The following is a 24,518-nucleotide window of genomic DNA, read 5'->3' as shown; positions in this document are numbered from 1 at the left end:
ATTCTATAGTTTCTCTCTTATCTCTCTCAGTATTTCATAGCCGCCATCTGCCAAAACGCGTTCAGCTACTTTTATACCCAGTGCTTCGGGGTCGTCCACAGTTGATTCTTCTACTACTTTAATGAGTCTCTTACCGTCAAGACTTATCAGCCCGGCTGTCATTTTCAAATGCAAGCCTCCTTGTTCGTTGGGTTCTAAAGATGCTTTACCGAAAGACGGAATAGAACAGCCCCCCTGTAATTTTTTCAGATAGGCCCTTTCTGCCAAAAGGCATTTCTGGGTTTGGGCATCGTTAATTAACATTCCAATCATCAGGCGTTTTTCTTCTGCCAGTGTCTTTGATGCCTCAATGGCTACACACCCCTGCCCTACCGGCGGCACAAACTCTGTCAATGGCAGGTGTTCAGCTATCAGGTCATCATAATGCATACGGTGTACACCTGCATAAGCCAGCAGCAAGGCATCACATTGCTTTTCTTCCAGTTTGCGCAGGCGTGTTTGTAAATTACCGCGCATATCTACCACCTGTATATGCGGATAGTAATACTTCAGCATTGCCACCCTGCGGGTTGACGACGTACCTACTACAAATGGCTCACCACTTTGTAAAGACAGATTCTTATTGAAGCTCACCAGCACATCATTTACCAACTCGCGTTCTGTAAAGGCAATAATCTCAAGGTCTGCTGGCAACTCAGACTGCAAATCTTTGGCAGAATGAACGGCAATGTCTATTTCACCGCTCCGTAGCTGGTCTTCCAGTTCTTCCGTAAAAACGCCTTTGCTACCAATTTTAGACAAAGAGCGGTCTAATATTTTATCACCTTTGGTTTCTATAATTACAATCTCGGTCTCTAGGCCTTTGGCTTTTAGCTTATCTTCTACATAATATGCCTGCCATAGTGCCAGCTTGCTTCCGCGGGTGCCAATTTTTATTTTCATGTACGTTTACTTTTTATGCTTTTGCCATTAAGCGGGCTATCATTAACGAAATATCTAAAAAAAGTATTTTTGCCCGGGCATTGCGCTCTATATGGTAATGCGCTTCGCTGAATAGCTCGGTTATCTGCTCCAGGTTACTGAGGTTAATAGCGGCTGAGAATCGCCGCACAAAAACCAGCTCTTCATTTTCAAGCCTTACCAGGCTTTCACCACCATTGGTATATAAAAACATTTCTCTGAACAAGCTCAGGCCATATTCAAGCATTGCTTTTTTCTGCTCTTTGCTTTTGGTATCAAACTCATCGGCCATTGGCACCAGTTTCGACACATTAGTCGCATAGCACATCCGCATCCAGTTTGCAAACCAGGCATGATCATTATCTTCGGCCTTGTCTATCATCTCAAGCACACTGTGCATATTGCCTTCCGACAGAAAAGCAATCTGCTTTGCTCGTTCATGAGGCATGTCGCGGTATTTCAACAAGTAGCTGATAATTTCCTGCTCTGTAAATTTTCTGACAGCCACCCTCTGTGTGCGTGATATAATGGTTGTTAGTAATCGCTCCATGCTGTTTACTACCAGCAAAAATAAGGTTTGCTCTGGTGGTTCTTCCAGAATCTTCAATAAAGCATTGGCCGTAGTGTTGTGGAGATATTCAGCCTGCCAGATAATTACAATCTTGTAGCCTCCTTCGTACGACTTCAACGAAAGCTTCTGGATAAGTTGTCGGGCTTCTTCAGCAGGTATATTTCCTTGTTTTACCCCAATTTTCTCAAGCCAGTCGGGTAAGTTACCGTAAGGCGTTTCATTAACAAATGCACGCCATTGAGACATGAAGTTTTCGGATAGTACGCTTTTACCTCCGGCAGTGGGGAAAATATAGTTGACATCCGGGTGCGCCAGTTTGCTCATTTTTATGCAACTGGCACAGCGGCCACAGGCATCGTCAGACTGCTTGTCTTCACAATTAATGTACGTAGCATAGGCCAGCGCAAGCGCCAGGTTGGCGGTTCCTTCATTGCCATGAAATAACTGCGCATGCGCTACATGGTTATTGGCAACAGTACCAATAAGCGACTGTTTAATATCTTCAAGACCTGTGATTTCGCGAAAAAGCATGATGCAAAGTTAAGACATTCTCATCAAATAGACGATTCTGTCTCATGAATGTATTGCAGGATTTGCAGATCGGCGGCAGAAAGTTGGGTTTCACGCCTTTTCATGGTCTCGTTTATCACCTGAATGGCTTTGTCGAAACGATATGGCACATAGCCGGAGTCGGCTCCACCCCACCTGAAAGAAGGCACGTGCTTGTTCTGAAAACCTGCGCCGAAAATATTAGAACATACCCCTACTACCGTACCCGTGTTAAACATGGTGCTGATACCCGCTTTGGTGTAGTCGCCCATGAACAAGCCACAGAACAATTCTCCGCTTTTTTCCAGCTGACGGCTTACGTAACTATATAACTTTACGTCGGTGTAATCATTTTTCAGGTTTGAGTTATTCGTATTGGCGCCCAGATTACACCACTCACCAATTACTGAATTACCCAGAAAACCATCATGTGCCTTGTTACTGTAGGCAGTTAATATAGAGTTACCTACCTCACCCCCTGCCCTGCAAAACGGCCCCAGCGTGGTATTGGCTCGCATCTTGCTTCCCCAGGCTACTATACTGCCTTCATCGGCAGAAAAAGGACCAATAATAATGGCACCTTCCTGCACTGTAGCATTTTTACCAATGTATACCGGACCGTTTTCGGCATTAATTATGGCTGCTTTGATAATGGCGCCTTCTTCAACAAATACGTTTTCTGGCGCATAAATACGGGTAAAGGGGTCTGTAACCGGCTGTGTGTATCGGCCTTGCGTAACCAATAGATAATCAGCCTTAATCTGGTTTCCGTTATTAAGGTAGATATCGGGCAGGTTTTTCAGAATAGTCAGTTGCGTTGCGGGAAATTCTTTTACCCCATATCGCGAGCAATCTATCGGGAAATTAAGCTTTTCTTTGGTTTTTATAGCAAGCGTTGTGTCTCCTGCAACAAGTGCTTCTCCATCATTCAACTGGCTGATTTCTGATAGTAACCGGGCATCTGGGCAAACGGCTCCATTAATGTAAAGATTATTATCAGTTGCAATCTCTTCAAATTTTGTTTGCAGGTAGTTTTCTGTCAGAAAAGAAACCTTTGTATGCAGCATCCTTTCCCACTTTTCAGCATTGGTGAGTATCCCGCATCTGATACCGGCTACCGGTTTGGTAAATGTAAACGGCTTTAGCTGATTTCTTATCTGAATGTCGTCAAAAACAATGTAGTTCATCTGATTTCCTTTAGTTTTTCCGGCGGTAAAGATAACTAAAATTTACCTCTGTAGAAATTTGGCCTGGGTTAACAAATGCTATACCTTTATAATCACTTAAATGAAACCACCTGATGAAAAAAATAGTTGTTTTTGGTGCTACAGGTATGCTAGGCAAGCCCGTTACCAAAGCCTTAATTGAGGCCGGATTTGAGGTAAGTGTTATGGTAAGAAATGAACCACAAGCCGCTGACTTTTTGGAGGGAGCTAAAATCATTAAAGGAAATTTAAAGAATGAAGCTGATGTTGAAAAGGCGATTCGCGGGCAAGACGGGGTTTTTCTGAGCCTTTCGGTGCTTCAAACAGAAAAGGAATCTGACTGGCATACCGAGCAAAAGGGTATAGACACTATTCTTGCAGTAGCTAAGCGCGAAGGCATTAAGCGGATAGGATACCTGTCTTCTCTGGTGCATCTTTATCAGGGTATGGACGGTTTTGACTGGTGGGTGTTCAGGGTTAAACAAGAGGCAGTAAGCAAGATAAAGACCGCTGGTATTCCTTATACTATCTTTTATCCTTCTACTTTTATGGAGAGTATATTTTACCAGTCCAGACAAGGGAATATGATTGCATTGGGAGGATCATCAGATTATCCTCTCTATTACATAGCTGCTGATGACTATGCGCTACAGGTAGCCAATTCATTCAAGATACTTGCGGATGAAAACAAAGAGTATGTAGTGCAAGGCACAGAGGCCTTTACACAAGACGAAGCCGCCAAACTCTTTGTAAAGTATTACACCAAAGAAAAACTACGCACTATTTGGGCCCCTATGTTTATGATGAAACTGATGGGGGTTATCAGCCGGAAGTTTGATTATGGTTACCATATTGTAACCGCGCTGAATAAATACCCTGAAAAGTTTGAAGCGGCCAACACCTGGGAAGAACTGGGCAAGCCAGCCATTACGCTAAAGGCGTTTGCCCGGCAATTAAGTTTAAAACCATAGGGCAAAAAAATATCCCCTGCCAATGAGGGGATATCTGATTGTTTTTATAACTGTCGTAGTATTGTACTTATTTTTTAGCAATTCTGTATAATCTTCCCTGGTCGGTAACGGCATACAATGCGCCATCTTTACCCTGGGTTACATCGCGGAAACGTTGGTATTCTTCAGAAAGCAGACGTTCTTCGCCCACTACTTTATCATTTTCAATTACCAACCGTGCAATATGCATACCGCTGAGGCAGCCAATAAACAAGTTGTTTTTCCACTCAGGAATCATATTACCGCTGTAGAAGGTCATTCCGCTTGGCGATACTGACGGGTCCCAGTAGTATACCGGTTGTTCCATGCCTTCTTTTTGCTGAATTACATCACCAATGCTTTTTCCGCTGTATTCAATACCATAGGTAATGGTTGGCCAGCCATAGTTTTTACCAGCGCGAACGTGATTCACCTCGTCACCACCTCTCGGGCCAAACTCATTAGAGTAAAGCTCGCCCGTAACCGGATGAAATGCCAGACCTTGTACGTTACGGTGACCATAAGAATACAATTCTGGTTTTGCGCCTTCCTGCCCTTCAAACGGATTACCCTTTACAGGCTTACCGTCAGTAGTTATATGAATAACTTTACCCAGGCTTGAGTTAAGTGCCTGTGCCTGCGGACGGGTAACGAGGTCTGAACGCTCGCCGGTACTTACAAAAAGATTGCCGCTTTTATCGAAAAGAATACGGCCACCATAGTGTAGCGTGCCTTTATGTGCTGGTGTAGCGCGGTAGATTACTGTTGCCCCTTCAATTTTAGACTCGTCGGCCGACAATTTACCTTTCGCCACTGATGTATGTGTACCACCTTCTACGTTCTCAGAGAATGTCCAGTAAACCATGCGGTTCTTAGCAAATGCCGGGTCAATTGTAATACCCAGAAGCCCGCCTTGTCCGTTTGAGTTCACTTCAGGCAGGCCGTTAATGGGTTTGCTCAATTCGCCGCTTATTTTAGCAATGCGCAGATTCCCGCGTTTTTCAGTAATCAACAATCGGCCGTCCGGAAGGCTGGTAACACCCCAGGGAGAGGTCAGCCCTTCGGTAAGTACTTTAAACCCATAAGGTGTTTTTGTTTTTATGCCCGCAGTTCTGGTTTGGCCTTCAAAAGCAGGTTTATAGTTTGAATTAGGAGCCTTGGTTTCAACAGGCGGCAAAGTTCCCTGTGCAAAAGAGGCATAACTAACCGAAATAAACGCTAAAGAAAGTAGTGTCGTTTTTTTCATATATATTTTAAAATTAAAGTATCAATTCAGGTTGAATGTTACAGAAGTGTTTTTTATGCCTGGCAATTCGTTTGCAATATAAGCATCTTATTGCTTATATGCTGCTAAATAGGTCTAAGTATCCGTTTTTTAACAATGGTCTGGCTTTAAATAATTCCAATAGCGTCATAAAAAAACACCCAAATTTACTAACAGATTTTCATTCTGGATATGCTGTCGGTATCATTTTAGACCAAGCAGTTGTTCTCACCTACCAATATTGCCGGTAGTTAGACCAAAGCCATAGCGCTGATAAGAATTTGGCTGATATATGGCCTTAAATCAATCATTAACATTGGCATAATAAATGGCCATAACCGTATTATCATGAAATTTATTCTGTAATACGAAACTTTTTAAGCCGGATTAGCTGTTGTGTCTTTCCCCACTTACATTTTCACTGAAATTTTACTCATGAGTCAGTTTATTTACGGAATTGATTTTGGCACTACTAATTCGGCCCTGGTTGTTCTTGATACTACCACCAATAACATTATTAAGTTATTTACTACGCCTTCTTTATTATTTTTTCCGGATACCGGCAGGGCGGAAGATGCGCTGGCATTCTCGATTGGCCACGAAGCGGTAGAACGATATGTAGAAAGCCGCAGGAAAGGACGCTTCATGAAATCAATCAAGAAGGTTTTACCCAATAAGAGCTTTGTTGATACGCGTATTGGTACTAAACGTTATACGATTGAGGATCTGGTTTCGCTGATTCTGATTCACCTGAAAAAACAGGCGGATGAATTTTTAGGAGAGAATGTAACAACGGCAGTTATCGGGCGACCGGTGGTATTTGACGAAAACCCCGAGAAAGACGCACTGGCTCAGGAACGTCTCTCTAAAGCAGCCAGAATTGCCGGTTTTACTGAGTTTTATTTTCAGATGGAGCCCATTGGTGCGGCTTTTACCTATGAGCGCCAGCTGGCCAAAAAAGAACTGGTTCTGGTAGCTGACTTTGGTGGTGGTACGTCTGATTTTTCATTGATGCATCTGAATCCTGATGCGGTGCATCAGGCCGACAGAAAAGCCGATATGATTGCCAAAGGCGGGGTTTATATTGGTGGCGACAGCTTTGATTCTGACATTATGTGGCACAAAGGCACGCCTCATTTTGGCCGTGGGGTAAAAGAAGAACTGACACCGGGCAAATCTCTGGATTTACCGCTGTCTTACTTTCAGAATATCTGTTCGTGGGAAAAAATGAACTTTCTGGATACCCTTCGGATGAGAACCAACATTGGTAAATCTTATGTGTTTTCGGGCAAAAATCCGCTGGTGAAAAACCTGCTGACTCTGATAGAAGACAACCTGGGTTATGTGCTTTTTAAACAAATAGAAAAAACTAAAATAGACCTAACGCATGAAGAAGAAGCTGTGTTTGAGTTCAGCCAACATGAGATTGATTTGAGGGAAAATATTTCAATGAATGAATTTGAGCACCAGATAATTAATAAAAACATGGAAAAGATTGAGGATTATCTGCTGGAGTTTCTGAAAAAATACAAAATTGAAGCGAAAGATATTGACGCCATCTTTATGACCGGAGGTACATCAATGGTGCGCCCGTTGAAGAATATTTTTGTGGAAAGGTTCGGAGATGACAAGGTAAAATCGGGCGATAACTTTAACAGTGTGGCTATGGGATTAGCCTATAGCTTTAAGGTATTGCAACAGGAGTTTAAGTAAAACAAAACCCCGACAGAGTAGACGGGGTTTTGTTTTGAACCTTATTTAGTAAGTTTAATGAAACCGACGGCCATACCACCGGCTGTTAAATCAAATACTTTTTTGCTGGTTCCGGTAGTTGGGTCATGCTCATAAAAACCGTTCATTTTCAGGTCTTCATTGTATGTCTGAAGATATAGCTTGCCATTTACAATGCTGTTGTTTGGGTAGGCGAATCCGGCAGTTAAAGGAATATCCTGAATAATAGTAGCTGTTTGGGCATTCAAATCAAGTTTTGCCCAACGCTGGTTGGCACCATAAAAAGCCAGGCTTCTTAACTGGTTGTATTCGGTCTCGGTAATAGTACCATTGGCCATTTTGGCAATAAGCGCCAATAAAGCCGGGGGGTCCTGCTGCCCGGATATACAGGCATAAGCTATACCGTTACCATAGTATATACCTCCCAGAACCAACTGGAACATCAGGTTGGTTTGTCCGATTTTATCAACAGGATTAAATGCATAATTTGGGTCGAAATCAGTTGTACCTGCCGGAATCTTCAGTATTTTAGGTCTTGACCCCTTTCTTGAGTTAGGGCCCAATTGGCCGTCAAGACCATATTGGCCCTGTGTAATTACAAATATGTTTCCCTGCTCGTCAATCAACGGATGATCAAACCCACGGGCAATGGGATAAGTAGCGTTCTGAAAGGTGAGTGTTTTTTCCCATTGATTGTTGTTCAGGTTTACTACCTCTGCATGCACATCAAGGAGGTCATAAAACTGCCCGGTGTCAAAATTATCTGCTACCAGAAAAAGAAACAATTTATTATCCTGCTTTCGGTAAACCACATGCGAATAGTTGTCTAAGCTTAACCCAGAACTCTTCGCTTTAGACATATCAACATCTGTAATTTTCTGCATGGTTGCCGGATTAAAAAGGGTAACCCCTTTTTTGTCCCAGGTAGTATAAACACCCAGTGTTTCAGAAATAATCAATACCTGATTCAGAGAGCCCAGTAAAGGCAGACTGGCAACTTCTACCAGATTACCGGTTTCTTTAGACACCGCTATTTTAGATAGTACGTTCTCGCCTTTCAGGTTGTTACTGAAAATAAAGTTTTTCCATACGGCTCTCGTATACAAAAAATTATAGCTGGTTTTGGTGGTAATATCAATATTACCTGTTGGCATTGACGAATAGTAACCGGCATAATAGCTATTGCCGGCGGTGGTTTGAGATACCGAAGATATTACGAAGCCGTCTTCATAATACTTCGATTGTTCTTCTTTAGTTTCAGGTTCTGTGGTTTCGCAGGCAAACAAGGCAGCAGCCAGGAGCCCCAAAAAAAGTAGTCTGGTTTTCATTATCTATTAAAATTTAGTGATTTCGTAAATCAGTTTTGCATTGAAACTGGTACCGGCGCGTGGCACCAGAAAGTTGTCGAACAGCGCTGCATTGAGTACATTCAGTACGTTAATTGAGGCCGTAAGATTTTGCACCGGAAACTTGTAAGAACAGCCTACATCTACCCTGTGTTGCACCGGCACAAAGGCATCGGGTGTGGTTTTGTAACTATTGTTTTTACCAATCATGATGTGGTTAAACGGCGCTACATAATTGTAAAAAGCGTAAGCTCTAAAAAACGAGTTTCTGATGCCCAGCCCATTCTTTTGCCAGGCAAGCTCGAGGTTACCGAAGAAATTAGGGTTATTAGGAAATGCCGACCCAACCAGATATTGATTTTTAGGGTCTTTTACCTGTGTGAAATTTTTGCGTAAAAAGGTGATGTTTGCACTTAAACTCCAGGTATTGTTATATTTTAGTGTAGCTTCGCCTTCTGTGCCGAGGGTTCTTGCCTGATCGGCGTTTTCATAGATTCTGGTGATGTTTGAGCCTAGAAAGATGATGTCGTTCTGCCTGCGATAAAAGCCATTGACAGCACCGGATATGGCAAGTACCTGGTCTGATTTATTCAGATAAGAAATACCGGCGTTCAGATTGTTACTGCTTTCGGGCAATAGATTGGTGTTCCGAAGAATATCAGCCCCGTTACCAACAAACTGATAAAACTGGGGAATGAGAAATCCTTTTTCGTAAGACACCCGCGCAAAAAGGCTTTCTGAAAGGTCATATTTCAGCCCGGCATTCCACCCCCAGAATCCATCCTTCTTTCTAATCATCATAAACGTGCTGTTTTCGGCTCCGTTCAACACAAAATCATACCGTTTTACTGCCGCCGACAATGTAAGATGCGACAACACAAGCCCTTCGTATTGTAGGCCAGAGATATTCTTCATCAGGGTCTGAGGAATACGCAGGTAATCTTTTGCGTGGTCTGATTCAAGATAATCAATGCCCTTTAGTCTTTGGCTGGCAAATAAATTAGAGGCCAGTAGTTTATGATTCGGCGCCAGTTGTATCACCAGGCTGCTGCGGTTTATCCAGCTACGGCTGTAGTTATCAGTTAATCTTTCGGCAACGTATTCGCCGGGTGTGTTACGCCCTACAATTTTACCGCTCCAGCTATATACATTTGCGGTGGTATCTTTATAGGTTAAAAGCTGGTCGCTCCAGTTGCCGATGGTTTTAAATAGTATTTTTTCATCCAGAAAAGACTTGTCGTACTTAATGGTAGCTGCCAGGTTTTTAGCATGATAATCTGCTTCACCAAACGGAATATGCGATATTCTGGCACCATTCTGCAACTCTTTATATCCTCTCGAGTAATTCATGGTCAGTCTGAGCTCATCTGCCCAGGGTTTACTATGAACCCCGGCCGTAAGGCCTCCGTAAAAAAACCGGAATTTGTCATGAAAACGCTTCACTTTTTCAACGCGGTTGGTTTCATACACCAGGGCTTTCATGGTGTAGTCGTTATCTGATTGATTATAAGCAGCCGAAAAATTGACAAAGTAATTCTGCTTATTGGTCAGGCTCAGATTTACATCAGCCAGATGCGTATTAAATGACGCAACATTGTATGAGGCACGAAAGGTATTATACGATTTCTGTTCAGTGATAATATTTATACCTCCGCCCAGTGCATCGGTGCCCACATCAACCGGTAAAACGCCTTTGTAAATATCCAGACGCATTACATTAGCTAAAGGCAGGGTTGAAATATCGAAATTAGGATACAGCAATTCCATCGGGATACCGTCAATATATACTCTGATTGCATCACCTCTGATACCGTTAATAGATATATCCGAACGGTCGCCCATAGAACTTGAACGCCTGATTCGCACGCCAGAAACCCGGTCGATTACGTCGGTCAGCAATACATTCTGAGTAATTACATTCTTAATTTCAATACTTTTAATGGCTATAGGCTTGGTTTCCTGCAATCGGCTTTGTTTTTCCTGCTTTACTGTTACTTCCTGCAGCTGGGTATCGGAGTTTTTCAATATTATCGCTTCAAAAACAGAGGCATTTTTGCTGACTCTTACTTTTTTCTCAAAGCCTTCATAACCAATTGAGCTGGCCATGAGCACATACTCACCTGCAGAAACCCCCTTGATTTCAAATTTTCCGCTGCTATCAGTCAGAGTGGCTATGTTTGTATTTTTTAAAGAAACACTTGCAAAAGGCACGGCTTCGCCTGTAGTGCTTTTAATCTGGCCTTTAATAGTGTTGCCCTGGGCAAGCAACAGATAAGGAGTAAATAATAGCAATAATAATTGTGCTTTCATTCGAGATTTAGTTTGAAAGCACAAAGTTATTATATTATTTGGAATTAGTCTAAATAAATATAATATTTGCAAAAATAAAATTCACCCAAGTATATGATTGGCATCTTACTGATAACAACCGGAACCTTTTTGCATTATTCAAAGTCGAAGTATTATCCAAAAAGTATAAAACCAGCTAAAAGCAATGTTTGGTTAAACCTGCTTTCTATAATTGCCGGGGCGGGTCTGTTAATTGACAATTGGGGCTGGGCTAGTGGGTTGTTATATGCCTTATGCGCTTACATGCTTGCTACTGTGGTATTACAAATAGCCCTGATTACTATTGATGAACTCTCCAAAAAATCCTGAATTAACTAATTTAACCCATGCCAGCTAAAAAAGAGTATTTATCAAGCCCCGGCCAAAGAGCGCTAAAAATAGCTACGGCTATTCTAGGTGGTTATTTTCTTTCTATTACGTTTCATTTATGCCTTGGGGCGCTGATGCCTGCTGAGGGCAGGAACGTAGTAATGCTTACATCCACATTTACCCTCTTTTTTATTTGGGGAGTGTTGATGATTCTGCCGTTTCTGGCTAAAAACGCCTGGAAGATCCTTGGGCTTTACTTACTGCTTATTCTTTTATTTTCTGTTACCGTATTCTTTATCCGTTAATACACATGAAATTAAGTGGCTTACCTAACAGGGCTTTTCATATACTTTTTCATACCCACACTGTTTCAGGCATTACTATCAGCTTTGTGCTGTATGTAATTTTTTTTGCAGGTGCCTTTACGCTCTTCAAAGATGAATTTTATCAATGGGAAAACCCCGAAGCGCGGCATCCGATTACCAAACCTGTAGACTACGATGCCCTACTGGCAAAGATTAAGACAAAGCAACCAGGTTTTGATGTTAATGATGATGTTTTCATTTATCTTCCTACCAGCCATAAGCCGGTTGTGGGCTTTTTTGGCCACCAGGTACCTAAAAACAAAATGGAAGAAGACCACTTTCATGCACAGTATTATCCTGAGAATAACCAATTACATATCGGAGAAGAACCCTCTACCATTGGTGAAACACTATACCGCTTACATTTTCTGGATCAGATTCCTTTTTATATCGGCCGATACATAGCTGGTTTTGTGGCGCTCTTTTTTCTTTTTGCCGTTTTTACCGGAGTTCTGATTCACTGGCGGAACATTGTAACGAAGTTCTACGGGTTTTCATTAAAGGGAACATTAAAACAAATCTGGACCAGCTCGCACACTACGCTTGGTATGCTGGGTTTGCCTTTTCAGTTAATGTATGCCATTACAGGCGCTTATTATATGTTGTCTATCCTGATACTTTTGCCGGTGGTGATGGTTTTCTTTAACGGGGACCAGAAGAAAGTATTTGCCTTGATACGCCCAGCAGATACCATAGTACTGAACGAGAAGTCGCCACTGGCCCGAAACCATGTCAGCATTAGCCGCTCGCTGGATGAAATAAGAGCAAAATACCCCGATTTTATGCTTAAAAGAGTAAACCTGAAGCACTATGGCAGGGAAGATGCCCTGATGACTGTATACGGAAAAGACCCGAATTACTTTTCAGGCGATGGTATGCTTGCCATACAATTAAAAGACGGCAAAAAAGTGGTAGACATGATGCCCGGCAATAAAACCTACGTGCAGTCGGTGTTATTTGGTATAGCGCGGGTACACTTTGCCACTTTTGGAGGGGTGTTACTTAAATTCATCTATTTTTTTCTGGCACTAATAACCTGCTTTGTAATTATCAGCGGAGTTTTGTTATGGAAAGAAGCACGCAACAAAAAAAACTATACCGCCAGGCAAAAGCGCTTTCATCATCGGGTAACTATGGGTTATCTGGCTATCTGTTTCGGGCTGTTTCCGGCTATTGAACTATTGTTTATAGCAGAAAGGGTTATTCCGGGAGGCCTCATTAATCATGTTCAACTGGTCAATACTACCTTCTTCCTTTCATGGCTGGTTTTAGCCCTGGCCGGACTATTCTGGAAAACCGAAGCCGGGCTTACCCGCGGTTATCTGGTTTCTGGCGGGGTGCTGTCACTGCTTGTGCCAGTATCCAACGGCTTTTGTACTGAAGACTGGCTCTGGAACACCCTGAGCAACGGGCAGTACAATTTAGCCGCGGTAGATTTCTTCTGGCTGGCAACAGGTATAATATGCCTCACGCTGGTTGCCCGATTCTGGAAAAAGCCCGATGCGAAACCCCATACCCCGGTTACCCAAAACCATAAAGCCATGCTAAAAAGCTAATGCCTACGTATAAACACCGGGGTGGCTAAACTTTAAATAAAAATTGTACTTTATGAAGTATTACCTGTGATTATCAGGTAATTTGAACTAATCAGTATAATTTTTCCATTATTTTTACAGAAAAGATTCACTAACGGCAAAAGTGTTAAGTTATTGAGTCATAAGCATTTATTGTAAAGATTTATGGAAACCTTAGGATATATAGCAGGCATATTAACCACGGTTGCGTTTGTGCCTCAAGTACTTCAAATCTACAAAACCAAATCGGCCAAAGATGTATCGCTGGCCATGTTTCTTATTTTTACTACTGGTGTTGTTATGTGGCTGGTTTATGGTATAAAAGTTAATGCTTTTCCGGTTATTGCTGCCAATGGTGTAACACTCATTTTATCTTTGGTAATTCTCTTCTTCAAGTTTAAGTATAAAAACCACTCGCTTTAATAAGTTGAAAGGGTTTAAAGCGCTGCACTTTTAATTATCAGAATTTTCTTACAATTTTGAACAGGCATTTTCATGTCTGGTTTTTTTGTTTTTATGCCCACCTAAACCTGTTTTGCAAATACTTTGAATAAAAATCAAAAAATAATTGTAAGATTGACACTTAATAATTTACTTGCATCAAATTTTAAAATTATTCATAGCTCAACCGACCAGCAATCATGGCAAATTTAAAAGTTACCATAGGCGAAAAAGAGTATTTTCCTTTTATTAAGGGGCCTATTTCCTATGAAGGTAAAGAATCAAATAATTACTTGGCGTTTAAATATTACGATGCCAATCGTGTAGTAGCAGGCAAAACCATGGCAGAACACCTGCGCTTTGCAACTGCCTACTGGCATACTTTCTGTGGCACAGGCGGCGACCCGTTTGGCCCCGGCACAAAAGATTTTCCTTGGGACCAGGCCGGCGACCCCATGCAGGCAGCCAAAGACAAGCTGGATGCAGCGTTTGAGTTCATGACCAAACTGGGCACCCCTTACTATTGTTTCCACGATATTGATATCGCCCCTGAAGGCAATTCACAAAGCGAATTCGAACAAAACTTAAAAACCATTGTTGCGCTTGCCAAGAAAAAACAAGAAGAAAGCGGTGTGAAATTATTGTGGGGTACCGCCAACCTGTTTTCGCACAAACGCTATATGAATGGTGCATCTACCAACCCTGACTTTGCGGTTGTGGCACATGGTGGCTTGCAAGTAAAGAACGCCATTGATGCAACTATCGCCTTAGGCGGTGAAGGTTACGTATTCTGGGGAGGTCGCGAAGGTTATATGTCGCTCCTGAATACCAATACCAAACGTGAAATTGACCACCTGGCGCAATTCCTGACTATCGCTCGCGATTATGCACGCAGCCAGGGATTCACCGGTAAATTCTATATTGAGCCAAAACCTTGTGAGCCGTCTAAACATCAGTATGATTACGATGCGCAAACGGTTATCGGCTTCTTGCGTAATTATGGTTTAGATAAAGATTTCCAGATTAATGCTGAAGTAAACCACGCTACATTGGCAGGCCATACTTTTGCTCATGAATTGCAAATGGCAGCTGACGCCGGTATGCTGGGCAGTATTGATGCCAACCGCGGCGACTACCAGAACGGTTGGGATACTGACCAGTTCCCTATCGATTTGTTTGAACTGACCGAGGCTATGCTGGTTATTTTGGAAGCAGGTGGTTTCCAGACAGGTGGTATTAACTTTGATGCCAAAACCCGCAGAAACTCAACCGACCTTGAAGATATCTTTATTGCACACATTGCAGGTATGGACGCATTTGCCAGAGCCTTGTTAATTGCCAACGATATACTTGAGAAATCGGAATACAAAAAACTACGTGCCAACCGTTATGCTTCGTTCGACAATGGCGACGGTGCAGCTTTTGAAGCAGGTAAACTAACACTAACCGACCTGAGAGACATTGCTTTGAGAGATGGTGAACCGAAAGTTATCAGCGGCAAGCAGGAATTGTTTGAGATGATTATCAATCAGTATATCTAATTACTGATACATTATACCAAAGCCCTGTAAAATAGAAATTACAGGGCTTTTTATATGAATTTTCAATTAATTTTATTGCTGCTGATTGCCAATTAAAATATTTACCTTAATTTTGCTTGGCAAATAAGAAAACGTAATTTATTTGCTATGTTAGATTCTTCAAAGTTGCTTTACGAAGCACTCACCTACGACGACGTTCTCCTCGTTCCGGCTTATTCAGAAGTTCTTCCCCGCGATACGCAAACGAAAACTTACCTGACGCAAAATATACAATTGAATATTCCTCTCATTTCGGCGGCTATGGATACCGTTACCGAATATGAAATGGCTATTGCTATGGCACAGGAAGGGGGTATCGGTATTATCCACAAAAACATGACCATTGAACAACAAGCCGAGCAGGTACGCAAGGTGAAACGTTCTGAAAGCGGCATGATTATAGACCCCATTACACTGAGCGAAGGCGCCCTTATCGGCGATGCCTTACGTTTAATGGCTGAGTTCAGGGTAGGTGGTATACCGGTTATTGACGAAAACAATAAATTGAAGGGTATTGTAACCAACAGGGATTTGCGTTTCCAGACGGAAATAACAAAACCCATTGTGGATATAATGACCAAAGATAACCTGATAGTTGGATATGAAGGAGCAGGCCTGGCAGAAGCAGAAGAGATTCTGAAAAACTATAAGATTGAAAAATTACCGATAGTTGATAGAGAGTATCGCCTGATAGGTTTAATTACCTACCGTGATATTCTGAAAAAGAAAGACCGCCCCAACGCAGCTAAAGACCGCCTGGGTCGTCTGATTGCCGGAGCCGCAGTTGGCGTTACACCAGATATTGAAAAACGCGTAGAAAGCCTCATAAAAGCCGGTGTGGATGTTGTGAGTATTGACACTGCACACGGACACTCAAAGGGTGTTATTGAAACCCTTAAACGTATCAAGCTGGCGTTTCCGAAACTGGATGTAATTGTTGGAAACATTGCCACAGCCGAAGCAGCCGAAGCGCTGGCCAAAGCAGGTGCAGATGCCATTAAGGTTGGTGTAGGGCCGGGCAGTATTTGTACCACGCGTATTATAGCAGGTATAGGTATGCCGCAGTTATCGGCCGTTGCCGATTCAGCTGTTGCCGCAGCTAAATACGGTGTTCCGGTTATTGCCGATGGCGGTATCCGTTTCTCGGGCGATATCACCAAAGCCATTGCCGCAGGTGCAAACACGGTAATGATGGGTTCATTATTGGCCGGAACCGAAGAAGCCCCTGGAGAAATGGTTATCTACGAAGGACGTAAATTTAAAACGTACCGTGGTATGGGTTCAGTAGAAGCCATGGAAGATGGCTCGAAAGACCGTTATTTCCAGGATGCCGAAGATGATATCAAAAAGCTGGTTCCGGAAGGCATTGTAGGTCGTGTACCCTACAAAGGCCGTGCTGCCGAGATTCTGTACCAAATGGTAGGCGGCTTAAAAGCCGGTATGGGTTATTGCGGCGCTGGAGACATAGCTACCTTACAACAGGCTAAATTTGTAAAAATAACAGCAGCCGGTATTAAAGAAAGCCATCCGCACGATATCCAGATTATGCGTGAGGCGCCGAATTATTCGAGGTAAGAAAACGTCTTCCAGACAAATACTCTTGAGAGGCTCCGGGCGAGCCTCTTTTGTTTTTTCTATCCTACTCAATGGTCATTGTTTTTTGCCTACTTATTTTATATTTGTAGTTTAAACTTCAACCTATGAAAATCTTTCAACTATTATTCAGCCTGTTATTCATTACTTCTTTTAGCCTGGCGCAAAGCCCTCAGCTGAACATAGCCAAACCAAAGCCATTTAAGCAGAAGACCTTCTGCAACCCGATGGATATTAACTACCAGTATAACTGGGAACAGACCAACGAAAAAATATCGTATCGCTCAGGTGCTGACCCTGTGATTATCACCCATAAAAATGAGTATTACCTGTTTCATACCATTCAGGGTGGATACTGGAAATCGATAGACCTGCTGAACTGGCATTATATTATACCCAGCCGCTGGCCAATGGAAGATATGTGCGCACCTGCGGCCATTTCGGTGAGAGATACACTTTACCTTTTCCAATCAACCTTTCAGCAAAGACCTATTTTTTATACTACCACGCCAGAAAACGGCAAACTGCATTTTTATAACCGCTGGTTGCCGCAATTACCTAAAGATATTGGCCCATGGGACCCCGCCCTATTCCATGACGAGGACACCGACCGCTGGTTTATGTACTGGGGGTCTTCAAACGTGTATCCGCTTTTCGGAGCCGAACTCGACAAAAACAAAAACCTGACTTATAAAGAGAAAAACAATTATAAAGGGCTGATATACCTGCACCCGGAAAAACACGGTTGGGAGCGCTTTGGCCGCGACCACCGCGACACCATCAAGCCATTTACCGAAGGCGCATGGATGACCAAACATAACGGCAAATACTACCTGCAATATGGCGCACCGGGTACAGAATATAACGTGTACGCCAACGGTACTTATGTAGGCGATGACCCGCTGGGCCCATTTACGTATGCACCTTATAATCCGGTTTCGTACAAACCCGGTGGATTCATGACAGGCATGGGGCATGGAAATACTTTCAAGGATTTATACGGCAATTACTGGAACACCGGTACCCCATGGATAGCAGTAAACTGGAATTTTGAACGCCGGATTGAGATGGTTCCCGCAGGTTTCGATAAAGACGGACAAATGTATGCCAATACACGCTTTGCGGATTTCCCTCAAATATTGCCTACCAAAAAATGGACAGATAAAAACGAGCTTTTTGCAGGATGGATGCTGCTCTCTTACAAAAAACCGGTTAGGTCTTCTTCGGTGCAGGATGAGAAGTTCTCGGCCAATCTGGTAACGGACGAAAACCCCCGTACCTTCTGGGTAGCTAAAACCAACAAAAGCGGCGAAACACTAACAATTGATTTAGAAAAACCACAGGATGTGCATTCGCTGCAAATCAATTATACCGATTATAAGTCTGATATTTACGATAGCGCCTTGCCGAAGGTGTATATTCAATACAGATTGTATGCTTCAACCGACGCCAAAGACTGGACTAAGATTGTAGATAACACGAACGAGAAACGAGACCGCCCCAATGCGTATGAAGAACTGGCAAAACCTGTTAGAGCACGCTACATTAAATTTGAAAATGTACATGTGCCAATGCCGAATCTGGCCATAAGTGATATACGTATCTTTGGAAAAGGAACTGGCAAGGCTCCGGTAACACCAGAAGGACTGACAGCAAGCCGACAAACTGACGAACGCAATGCAGACATAAGTTGGCAAAAAGTGCCTGACGCAGTGGGCTATAATATTTTATGGGGCATCGCCGCTGATAAGCTGTATCAGACTTACCAGATATGGGGAGACGCCCCATCCAATCTTGAACTAAGGGCCTTAACGGTTGGGCAAAAGTACTACTTTGCTATTGAGGCCTTTAATGAAAACGGCGTTTCTGCCGTAAGCCGGGTAGTTGGCCCTAAATAATTATTTTAGTTCAATGGTTTTTTTGGCTTTGGCCGATTTCACGGCCGCATCCAGAATTTCCATGGCAACCATATTGATTTTCAATGACCCTAAATCATTTTCAGATTTTACTTTGCCTCGTACCACCGCGGCAAAGTAACTGAATGGGTCGTTCAGCGGATACGCTAATGGTTTAATCTCTACCTTTTCTTCCGGTGGGGCGTTTCTATCTCCTTTTCTTACACGCATTTGCTGGGTTCTATCTGCAATGATATATCCGTTTTTGCCATAGAATTCTGCATCTTTTCTGTCAAATGGCCAATTCCATGAAGCCTGAAATATACCTTGTGCTTTAGGATAAGTTACAATAATAGTAGCCTCATCATCCACTTTTGGGTAAGTTTCGGGTTTGATAGTCTGCGTAACAGCTGTTACCGATAGAGGTCTTTCGCCTTTCATAATCCAGGCCATAATATCGGTTCCGTAACAACCAAAGTCAATAATTGCGCCGCCGCCGTTTTTTACGGGGTCAGCCAGCCAGTCGAGAAACGTTTTACTAACCCCTATTTCTTTAGGGCCAGAGTGACCGTCATGTATCACCACCTTTCTGATTTCACCGATTTCATTGCGCTCATTAATCATTTTGTAGGCTTCATGATTACTTGCATACCAGGTGGTTTCATAATTGGTCAATAACTGAATCTTATGCTTTTTGGCCAGTGCCTCCATTTGTTTGGCAGTTTCAAAATTAACCGCTAATGGTTTTTCAACCATTACATGCACTCCTTTGGGGGCACATTTCTGTACAGTTTCCAGATGCTCAATAATACTTCTGAAATCGCAGACGGCTTCCGGTTTTGCTTTCTCAATCATTTCGTCGAGACTGGCATACCACAGGCTTTCGGGCAATTTATATTCTGCCAGGTATTTCATGGCCAATGCCTTATCCGGTTCGGCAAAGCCCACAATCTCAACACCTTCGTGCTTAATGGTATGCAGAATTTGCCGAACGTGGTCGTGTGTCATACCCACAATACCCATACGTACCGGTTTATCTTGCGCAAAAGTTACCTGAATGGTAACCAACAGGAGAAGAAGAATTTTTTTCATAGGTTTAAATAAGGTTGAATAAAAACAAATTTAATTAAAAAGCGCTGCAAAGACTTTTTTTAAGGAATCTTTTCACGATAAACCCTATTTTTGCGTTAAGAACCTGTAAAACCATTACATGTATCGATAACCCAGGGGATTAATATCGGTACTGATATCATAGAACAGCCAGACCATGTCTATTAAAGTTCAGCACCTCAGCAAAGTTTACGGCACACAAAAAGCTGTTGATAATATATCTTTTGAAGTAAAAAAAGGAGAAATTCTGGGGTTTCTGGGCCCAAATGGTGCCGGGAAATCAACGACCATGAAAATCCTGACTGGGTATATTCCGGCTACAGAAGGCACTGCCGAGGTAAGTGGCTTTGATGTAAAAACGGCGCCTATTCAGGTTAAAAAGAATGTAGGATACCTGCCTGAACATAATCCGCTGTATCTGGATATGTACGTGAGGGAATTTCTGGCCTTTATTGGCTCTTTATATGGCTTGAAAGGACGAGACCTGGAAATTAAAATAGATAACACGATAGAGCGCGTTGGGCTGGGCCTTGAAAAACATAAAAAAATAGGGCAGCTATCAAAAGGTTACCGCCAACGTGTAGGTCTTGCCCAAGCGTTGATACATAACCCGGATGTGTTGATTTTAGACGAACCAACCACCGGCCTTGACCCTAACCAACTGGTTGAAATACGAGACCTGATTAAACAAATAGGCAAAGACAAAACCGTTATTTTCAGTACACACATCATGCAGGAGGTAGAGGCCATCTGCGACCGCGTGGTAATCATTAACCGTGGGAAAATTGTAGCCGACAGCACCCTATCTGAACTGAAAAAAGATGGCAAGGCAATGGAAGAGGTTTTTCGGGAGTTGACGGTGTAGTATTGAGTTTTATATGAATAAAAGACTTTTATTATCTCATTTTCTTATATATGCTTGAAATCTGTTGCTTTTCTTTAGAATCATGCCTGACAGCCCAGAAGGCCGGGGCGTATCGGGTTGAGTTATGTGGAGGTATGTTTGAGGGCGGAACCAGCCCGTCAGCCGGATTAATAAAATTGGCTCGCCAGCATCTTTCAATCAAATTGTATGTCATGATTCGTCCGCGTGGAGGAGATTTCTGTTATTCAGATACTGAATTTGAGGTAATGAAAGCCGATATACAAACTGCCAAAGAATTGGGAGCAGACGGCGTAGTGTTTGGCATCCTGAATCCGGACGGTACGGTTGATGCCATCCGTACAAAAGAATTAGTTGAACTGGCTCGGCCCATGAAAGTAACCTTTCACAGAGCATTTGATGTAAGCGTAGAGCCTTTTGAGGCGTTGGAAGCGGTTATTGAAACCGGCTGCGAAAGAATACTTACCTCAGGGCAAAAGAATACCGCCATTGACGGCATAGGCCTACTGAAACAATTAGCTGAAAAGGCAACCAATAGAATAGAAATTATGGCAGGCAGTGGTGTAAGCGCCCAGAACGCAGCGCAATTGTTAGAGGCGGGTGTCCATGCCCTGCACATGACAGGCAAAGGCATTGTAAACAGTAGAATGGAATACCGCAAGGCGGATGTGAGTATGGCAAGCGCAGCCCTTACTAACGAATTTGAAATTTATGAAGCCGATTTTGATAAATGCACGGCAGTAGCAGAGATTATCGATAATGCCTGATATCCCTTACCCAAAACTTTAAGTTTCATGCAATTCTTCTATTGCTGAAACTGGCGTATTGGTTAAAATGGAATTGCGATTTTCATTACATGTTGTCTGATAAGGTGATTGATTACTAAATTATTGACGAATACTTTTAGTGTTATGTTAATCGGTATTCTGCGTCAGACAAATTTAAAATGATAGTTTTCTTCTTTTAACCTGCTGATTACAACGGCTGCGTTGACGGCCTGCATTAATCTTATCCCAACTATGTTTTCAGCGGGGGTAAATCCTTCTTCGGGTTTAATGTTAATAAAATTATTGATGATTTTATGTTTGTCAAGGTACTTATCAAAAATAAATTCATATTTATTAAGACTTGAGATTGTCTGAAGCAAAGACTTTTGACTCTTTATTTTGTTTTGGTATCCGGGTGAATATGGAAGTTTATCCATTCGTCTGGTAATCTCATCAGGCACATTTCCTTTCATAATGTTTCTAATAAGACTTCTTGGGATTCCTCCTTTCACAAAAAAAGGCAGAGGAATATCCATCAAAAACTCCAGAATGGACTTATCTAAGTAAGGAACGGCCGATTCTATGCCGAAAGCAGCGTTTCTTGTATGAAACATAGCAGTTATTTTTCCGAAACGGCCTTCATTTATCTGATACTCAGCATTCGAATGAAAATCTTTCAAAGGAGTATATTCGATTACCCTGTGGCTGTATTTTTTTACAAAATCACTTTTCAGCGTAGTTTCATTTTGCCAGTTTATCCTCCCCATTTTTAACAAAGGTCGAAGATGCCTGTATAACTCTGTATGGGGAATAAATTTCTTAACAAACACTTGTAACATTGATAGGTTTTCCCGCTTTCCAAACTCTTTTATTAGCTGTAACGCCTCTTTAAATTGCCTTTGATAGATTAATTGATAAACAACCAAATCACCTTTCCATGAAACCCCAAAGTCTCCTCCGTACCCGGTAAATAAAGTATGTACTTTTTTTTCTCTGGCTAAGGAGAGTATTGCTTTATCCAGATAATGAAATGGATTTGGAATACTTTCGTCGAATAAAAAACTTTCGTTTAAACTATCAATAGATCCGATTTCGGAAGAATCAACAAAATTTTGTATAATATTAGGATACCGCCTCCCAATGGATTCGATGTATTTACGCTCATCTCTGGCAATGCCCTCATAGCCAACAGGCAATACCGAGGAAAAAGTATAAAGAGGTTTGTTTCTTTTTTGCAGCAGGTCTGAAAGTACAAAAGCCAGGCAAGAAGAATCAAGCCCGCCACTTAGAGTAAGACCAACCGGCCGTTCATAGTCCAGCCTTTTTTCAACGGCGTTATAGACTAAATGAAGCAGACAGTCGTACCAATCCTGCTCTTTTTTAAAAGAATATTTTCCACTTGCTTGCAGGCGCCAGTATTTTTCTATGCCAACTTTTCCACGTTTAAGTGTTAGTATGTTGCCGCCACAGAGCGAAAACACCTCCTGATTGTAAGTGTGCACGGGTAGTCCCTTTTTAAAAAAGTAATCAATCAGCACATCCTCATTGAAAATATCAGGTGTTTGCTTAACGGCGGTAACACCTTTTATTTCATTACAAAAGATAAATTCATCTTCAGAATCATAATAATATAATGGTCTATGACCTACCGGGTCGGCTGCCGCAAAGAGTTCATGGCTTGCTTTGTTCCATATCACAAACGCAAATTCTCCTTCCAGAAATTGTACGCATTTTTCGCCCCACTTGTAAAATGCCATCAATATAAGCTGGGCATCATTTAGTAAATTTACGTTATTGCCCAACATAGAAGCTAATTCGGGCCTGTTATCTATACGGGCATCTGCCGTAATAATTAGGTGCGCCAGGTAAGGGTATGCATCTTCAATAAGGTGGGTATTTCCCAAGACTATATCCGTGTCTGTCCATGACGAGCCATCATCTGGCTTAATGCGAGAAACAGACTGAAAAACCTTTTCCAGAATAGTCTCATCTACCTTTTTCCCGGTTTTATTGATACGTCCGAATATTAAACCCATAGTTTGATTAATCTTTTTATGGAGGATTTTTTGAAGAAGATTCTTTCAATAGTCTATTGAAGGATAGAAGCTTCAATATGGTTTATCAGGTCTTCGGGGTTGCAGACAAGTGGCCTCGATACTTCAAGAATAACTGCAGACTTTGAAAGTTCTGTTAGAATCGTAAAGCTACGGGATAGCATAGTATTACTTTGTAATAGAATGGGCCGGTAAATATGACTTCTTAACGCCTCAAAGGCGTTAATTCCGCTTAGAGTTTTAATACTTACATCAGGGATATCCTTTTTTTTAATAATATAAATTTTCTTTAAAGGATATTGATCTTTGTTAAATTGCTTATGAAAAAAGATGCCGAATTTTTCCAAATCATATTTGATTCTGAACGAGCGGTCACGGAAAGTATCATCATTAAGTTTTTCGATTGTGTCATCCCAGAGTTTAATCATCGGATATGAAGCACTGGCCAGTACCATTTGGTCTTCATCTTTTTTTAGTACCAGTACATCATCCCCAAATATATTAAACCCTCTTTTAATTAAACCTGCCAGAGTAGTCGATTTCCCGGCCTGAGATTCGCCCGCAATTAGAATCAAAGCTTCATTGCGAATAATGGCAGAAGCATGGAAAGGCAATAATTTCCTTTGAGTGAGGATTCCGGCCATCACAGTTGCCAGAATATAAAGCCTGATCGTTCGCATTTCCTGTTCAACGCAGGGTTCAACTACCACGGTGTGTCCACCAAAAGCATAATAATTAGCAACGTTGGTAACTTTAAACAACAATGCCTGTTCGTCAATTTTGTAGAAGAATCCTTTTTTTGTTAGCTGGATACCCGTGATAGTTTCTGGTGTTATGCCATATTTAATTACTACATCTGGTACAGAAAATTCGCAAGACAGTAATTCCGGAAATTCAATTTCCGATAAAATACGCAAACCAAACCCCCAATAATTAAACATTAAATTTAAATATATTTATAAATTTGCCTGATAATTGTGCCA

General features: G+C 42.0%; 20 protein-coding genes. 11 read left to right on the top strand and 9 right to left on the bottom strand.

All coding sequences use genetic code 11. The annotated features are described in order from the left end of the window. Nucleotides 1-3: 3 nt before the first annotated feature. The 3 genes from hemC to NZ848_RS07930 are packed head-to-tail and all read right to left on the bottom strand — an operon-like array spanning nt 4 to nt 3,267. A complete protein-coding gene (gene hemC, locus NZ848_RS07940) occupies nt 4-942 on the bottom strand; it encodes a hydroxymethylbilane synthase (protein WP_259015050.1) in 939 nt (312 codons plus the stop codon). A 13-nt stretch (nt 943-955) separates the two neighbouring features. After that, nucleotides 956-2,062 carry a DNA polymerase III subunit gene (locus tag NZ848_RS07935; protein ID WP_259015049.1) on the bottom strand — a complete coding sequence of 369 codons (1,107 nt, stop codon included), beginning with the start codon at nt 2,060-2,062 and terminating at the stop codon, nt 956-958. A gap of 23 nt (nt 2,063-2,085) precedes the next feature. Next, nucleotides 2,086-3,267 carry a putative sugar nucleotidyl transferase gene (locus NZ848_RS07930; protein ID WP_259015048.1) on the bottom strand — a complete coding sequence of 394 codons (1,182 nt, stop codon included), beginning with the start codon at nt 3,265-3,267 and terminating at the stop codon, nt 2,086-2,088. A gap of 113 nt (nt 3,268-3,380) precedes the next feature. Here NZ848_RS07930 and NZ848_RS07925 point away from each other — a divergent pair, with 113 nt between their 5' ends. Next, a complete protein-coding gene (locus tag NZ848_RS07925; RefSeq protein WP_259015047.1) occupies nt 3,381-4,256 on the top strand; it encodes an SDR family oxidoreductase in 876 nt (291 codons plus the stop codon). A gap of 67 nt (nt 4,257-4,323) precedes the next feature. On the opposite strand, the gene NZ848_RS07920 is transcribed toward NZ848_RS07925, so the two are convergent. Beyond that, nucleotides 4,324-5,520, bottom strand: a complete 1,197-nt coding sequence (locus NZ848_RS07920; protein WP_259015046.1) for a PQQ-dependent sugar dehydrogenase — start codon at nt 5,518-5,520, stop codon at nt 4,324-4,326. A 453-nt stretch (nt 5,521-5,973) separates the two neighbouring features. Between NZ848_RS07920 and NZ848_RS07915 the strand changes: the two genes are divergently transcribed. Then, nucleotides 5,974-7,251, top strand: a complete 1,278-nt coding sequence (locus NZ848_RS07915; protein ID WP_259015045.1) for an Hsp70 family protein — start codon at nt 5,974-5,976, stop codon at nt 7,249-7,251. Between the two features lie 41 nt (nt 7,252-7,292). On the opposite strand, the gene NZ848_RS07910 is transcribed toward NZ848_RS07915, so the two are convergent. After that, the gene (locus tag NZ848_RS07910) at nt 7,293-8,597 is read right to left on the bottom strand and encodes a hypothetical protein (protein ID WP_259015044.1); all 1,305 of its coding nucleotides are present in this window, start codon (nt 8,595-8,597) and stop codon (nt 7,293-7,295) included. Nucleotides 8,598-8,603: 6 nt separating this feature from the next. Next, entirely contained in the window at nt 8,604-10,925 is a 2,322-nt protein-coding gene (locus NZ848_RS07905) for a TonB-dependent receptor (protein WP_259015042.1), read from the bottom strand. Between the two features lie 93 nt (nt 10,926-11,018). Between NZ848_RS07905 and NZ848_RS07900 the strand changes: the two genes are divergently transcribed. From NZ848_RS07900 to NZ848_RS07870, 7 genes are all read left to right on the top strand, one after another. Next, nucleotides 11,019-11,273, top strand: a complete 255-nt coding sequence (locus NZ848_RS07900; protein ID WP_259015041.1) for a hypothetical protein — start codon at nt 11,019-11,021, stop codon at nt 11,271-11,273. Between the two features lie 17 nt (nt 11,274-11,290). Beyond that, nucleotides 11,291-11,578, top strand: coding sequence for a hypothetical protein (locus tag NZ848_RS07895; protein ID WP_253531526.1), 288 nt, complete (start codon nt 11,291-11,293; stop codon nt 11,576-11,578). Between the two features lie 5 nt (nt 11,579-11,583). Beyond that, complete coding sequence (locus NZ848_RS07890; RefSeq protein WP_259015040.1) at nt 11,584-13,194, top strand: PepSY-associated TM helix domain-containing protein; 1,611 nt, start codon at nt 11,584-11,586, stop codon at nt 13,192-13,194. A 183-nt stretch (nt 13,195-13,377) separates the two neighbouring features. Then, nucleotides 13,378-13,635, top strand: coding sequence for a SemiSWEET transporter (locus tag NZ848_RS07885; RefSeq protein WP_101724785.1), 258 nt, complete (start codon nt 13,378-13,380; stop codon nt 13,633-13,635). A 218-nt stretch (nt 13,636-13,853) separates the two neighbouring features. Beyond that, nucleotides 13,854-15,194, top strand: a complete 1,341-nt coding sequence (xylA, locus tag NZ848_RS07880) for a xylose isomerase (RefSeq protein ID WP_259015039.1) — start codon at nt 13,854-13,856, stop codon at nt 15,192-15,194. A gap of 147 nt (nt 15,195-15,341) precedes the next feature. Beyond that, a complete protein-coding gene (guaB, locus tag NZ848_RS07875; RefSeq protein ID WP_259015038.1) occupies nt 15,342-16,808 on the top strand; it encodes an IMP dehydrogenase in 1,467 nt (488 codons plus the stop codon). A 125-nt stretch (nt 16,809-16,933) separates the two neighbouring features. Further along, on the top strand, nt 16,934-18,724 hold the full coding sequence (locus NZ848_RS07870; RefSeq protein ID WP_259015037.1) for a family 43 glycosylhydrolase: 1,791 nt from the start codon (nt 16,934-16,936) through the stop codon (nt 18,722-18,724). Here the strand turns inward: NZ848_RS07870 and NZ848_RS07865 are convergent, their stop codons facing one another. Beyond that, on the bottom strand, nt 18,725-19,813 hold the full coding sequence (locus NZ848_RS07865) for a Gfo/Idh/MocA family protein (RefSeq protein ID WP_259015035.1): 1,089 nt from the start codon (nt 19,811-19,813) through the stop codon (nt 18,725-18,727). It abuts the gene before it with no gap. A gap of 175 nt (nt 19,814-19,988) precedes the next feature. Here NZ848_RS07865 and gldA point away from each other — a divergent pair, with 175 nt between their 5' ends. Then, the gene (gene gldA / locus NZ848_RS07860; RefSeq protein ID WP_259015032.1) at nt 19,989-20,696 is read left to right on the top strand and encodes a gliding motility-associated ABC transporter ATP-binding subunit GldA; all 708 of its coding nucleotides are present in this window, start codon (nt 19,989-19,991) and stop codon (nt 20,694-20,696) included. A gap of 50 nt (nt 20,697-20,746) precedes the next feature. Beyond that, nucleotides 20,747-21,481, top strand: coding sequence for a copper homeostasis protein CutC (locus NZ848_RS07855; protein WP_259015031.1), 735 nt, complete (start codon nt 20,747-20,749; stop codon nt 21,479-21,481). A 164-nt stretch (nt 21,482-21,645) separates the two neighbouring features. On the opposite strand, the gene NZ848_RS07850 is transcribed toward NZ848_RS07855, so the two are convergent. Then, nucleotides 21,646-23,517, bottom strand: coding sequence for an asparagine synthase-related protein (locus NZ848_RS07850; protein ID WP_253531550.1), 1,872 nt, complete (start codon nt 23,515-23,517; stop codon nt 21,646-21,648). Nucleotides 23,518-23,570: 53 nt separating this feature from the next. Beyond that, nucleotides 23,571-24,476, bottom strand: a complete 906-nt coding sequence (locus NZ848_RS07845; RefSeq protein ID WP_259015030.1) for a hypothetical protein — start codon at nt 24,474-24,476, stop codon at nt 23,571-23,573. Nucleotides 24,477-24,518 lie beyond the last annotated feature (42 nt).

This window comes from Emticicia fluvialis (assembly GCF_024793945.1).
Taxonomy (GTDB): Bacteria; Bacteroidota; Bacteroidia; order Cytophagales; family Spirosomataceae; genus Emticicia; species Emticicia fluvialis.
Note: the sequence above shows the minus strand (reverse complement) of the source record. Positions and strands in the feature narration are given on the sequence as shown.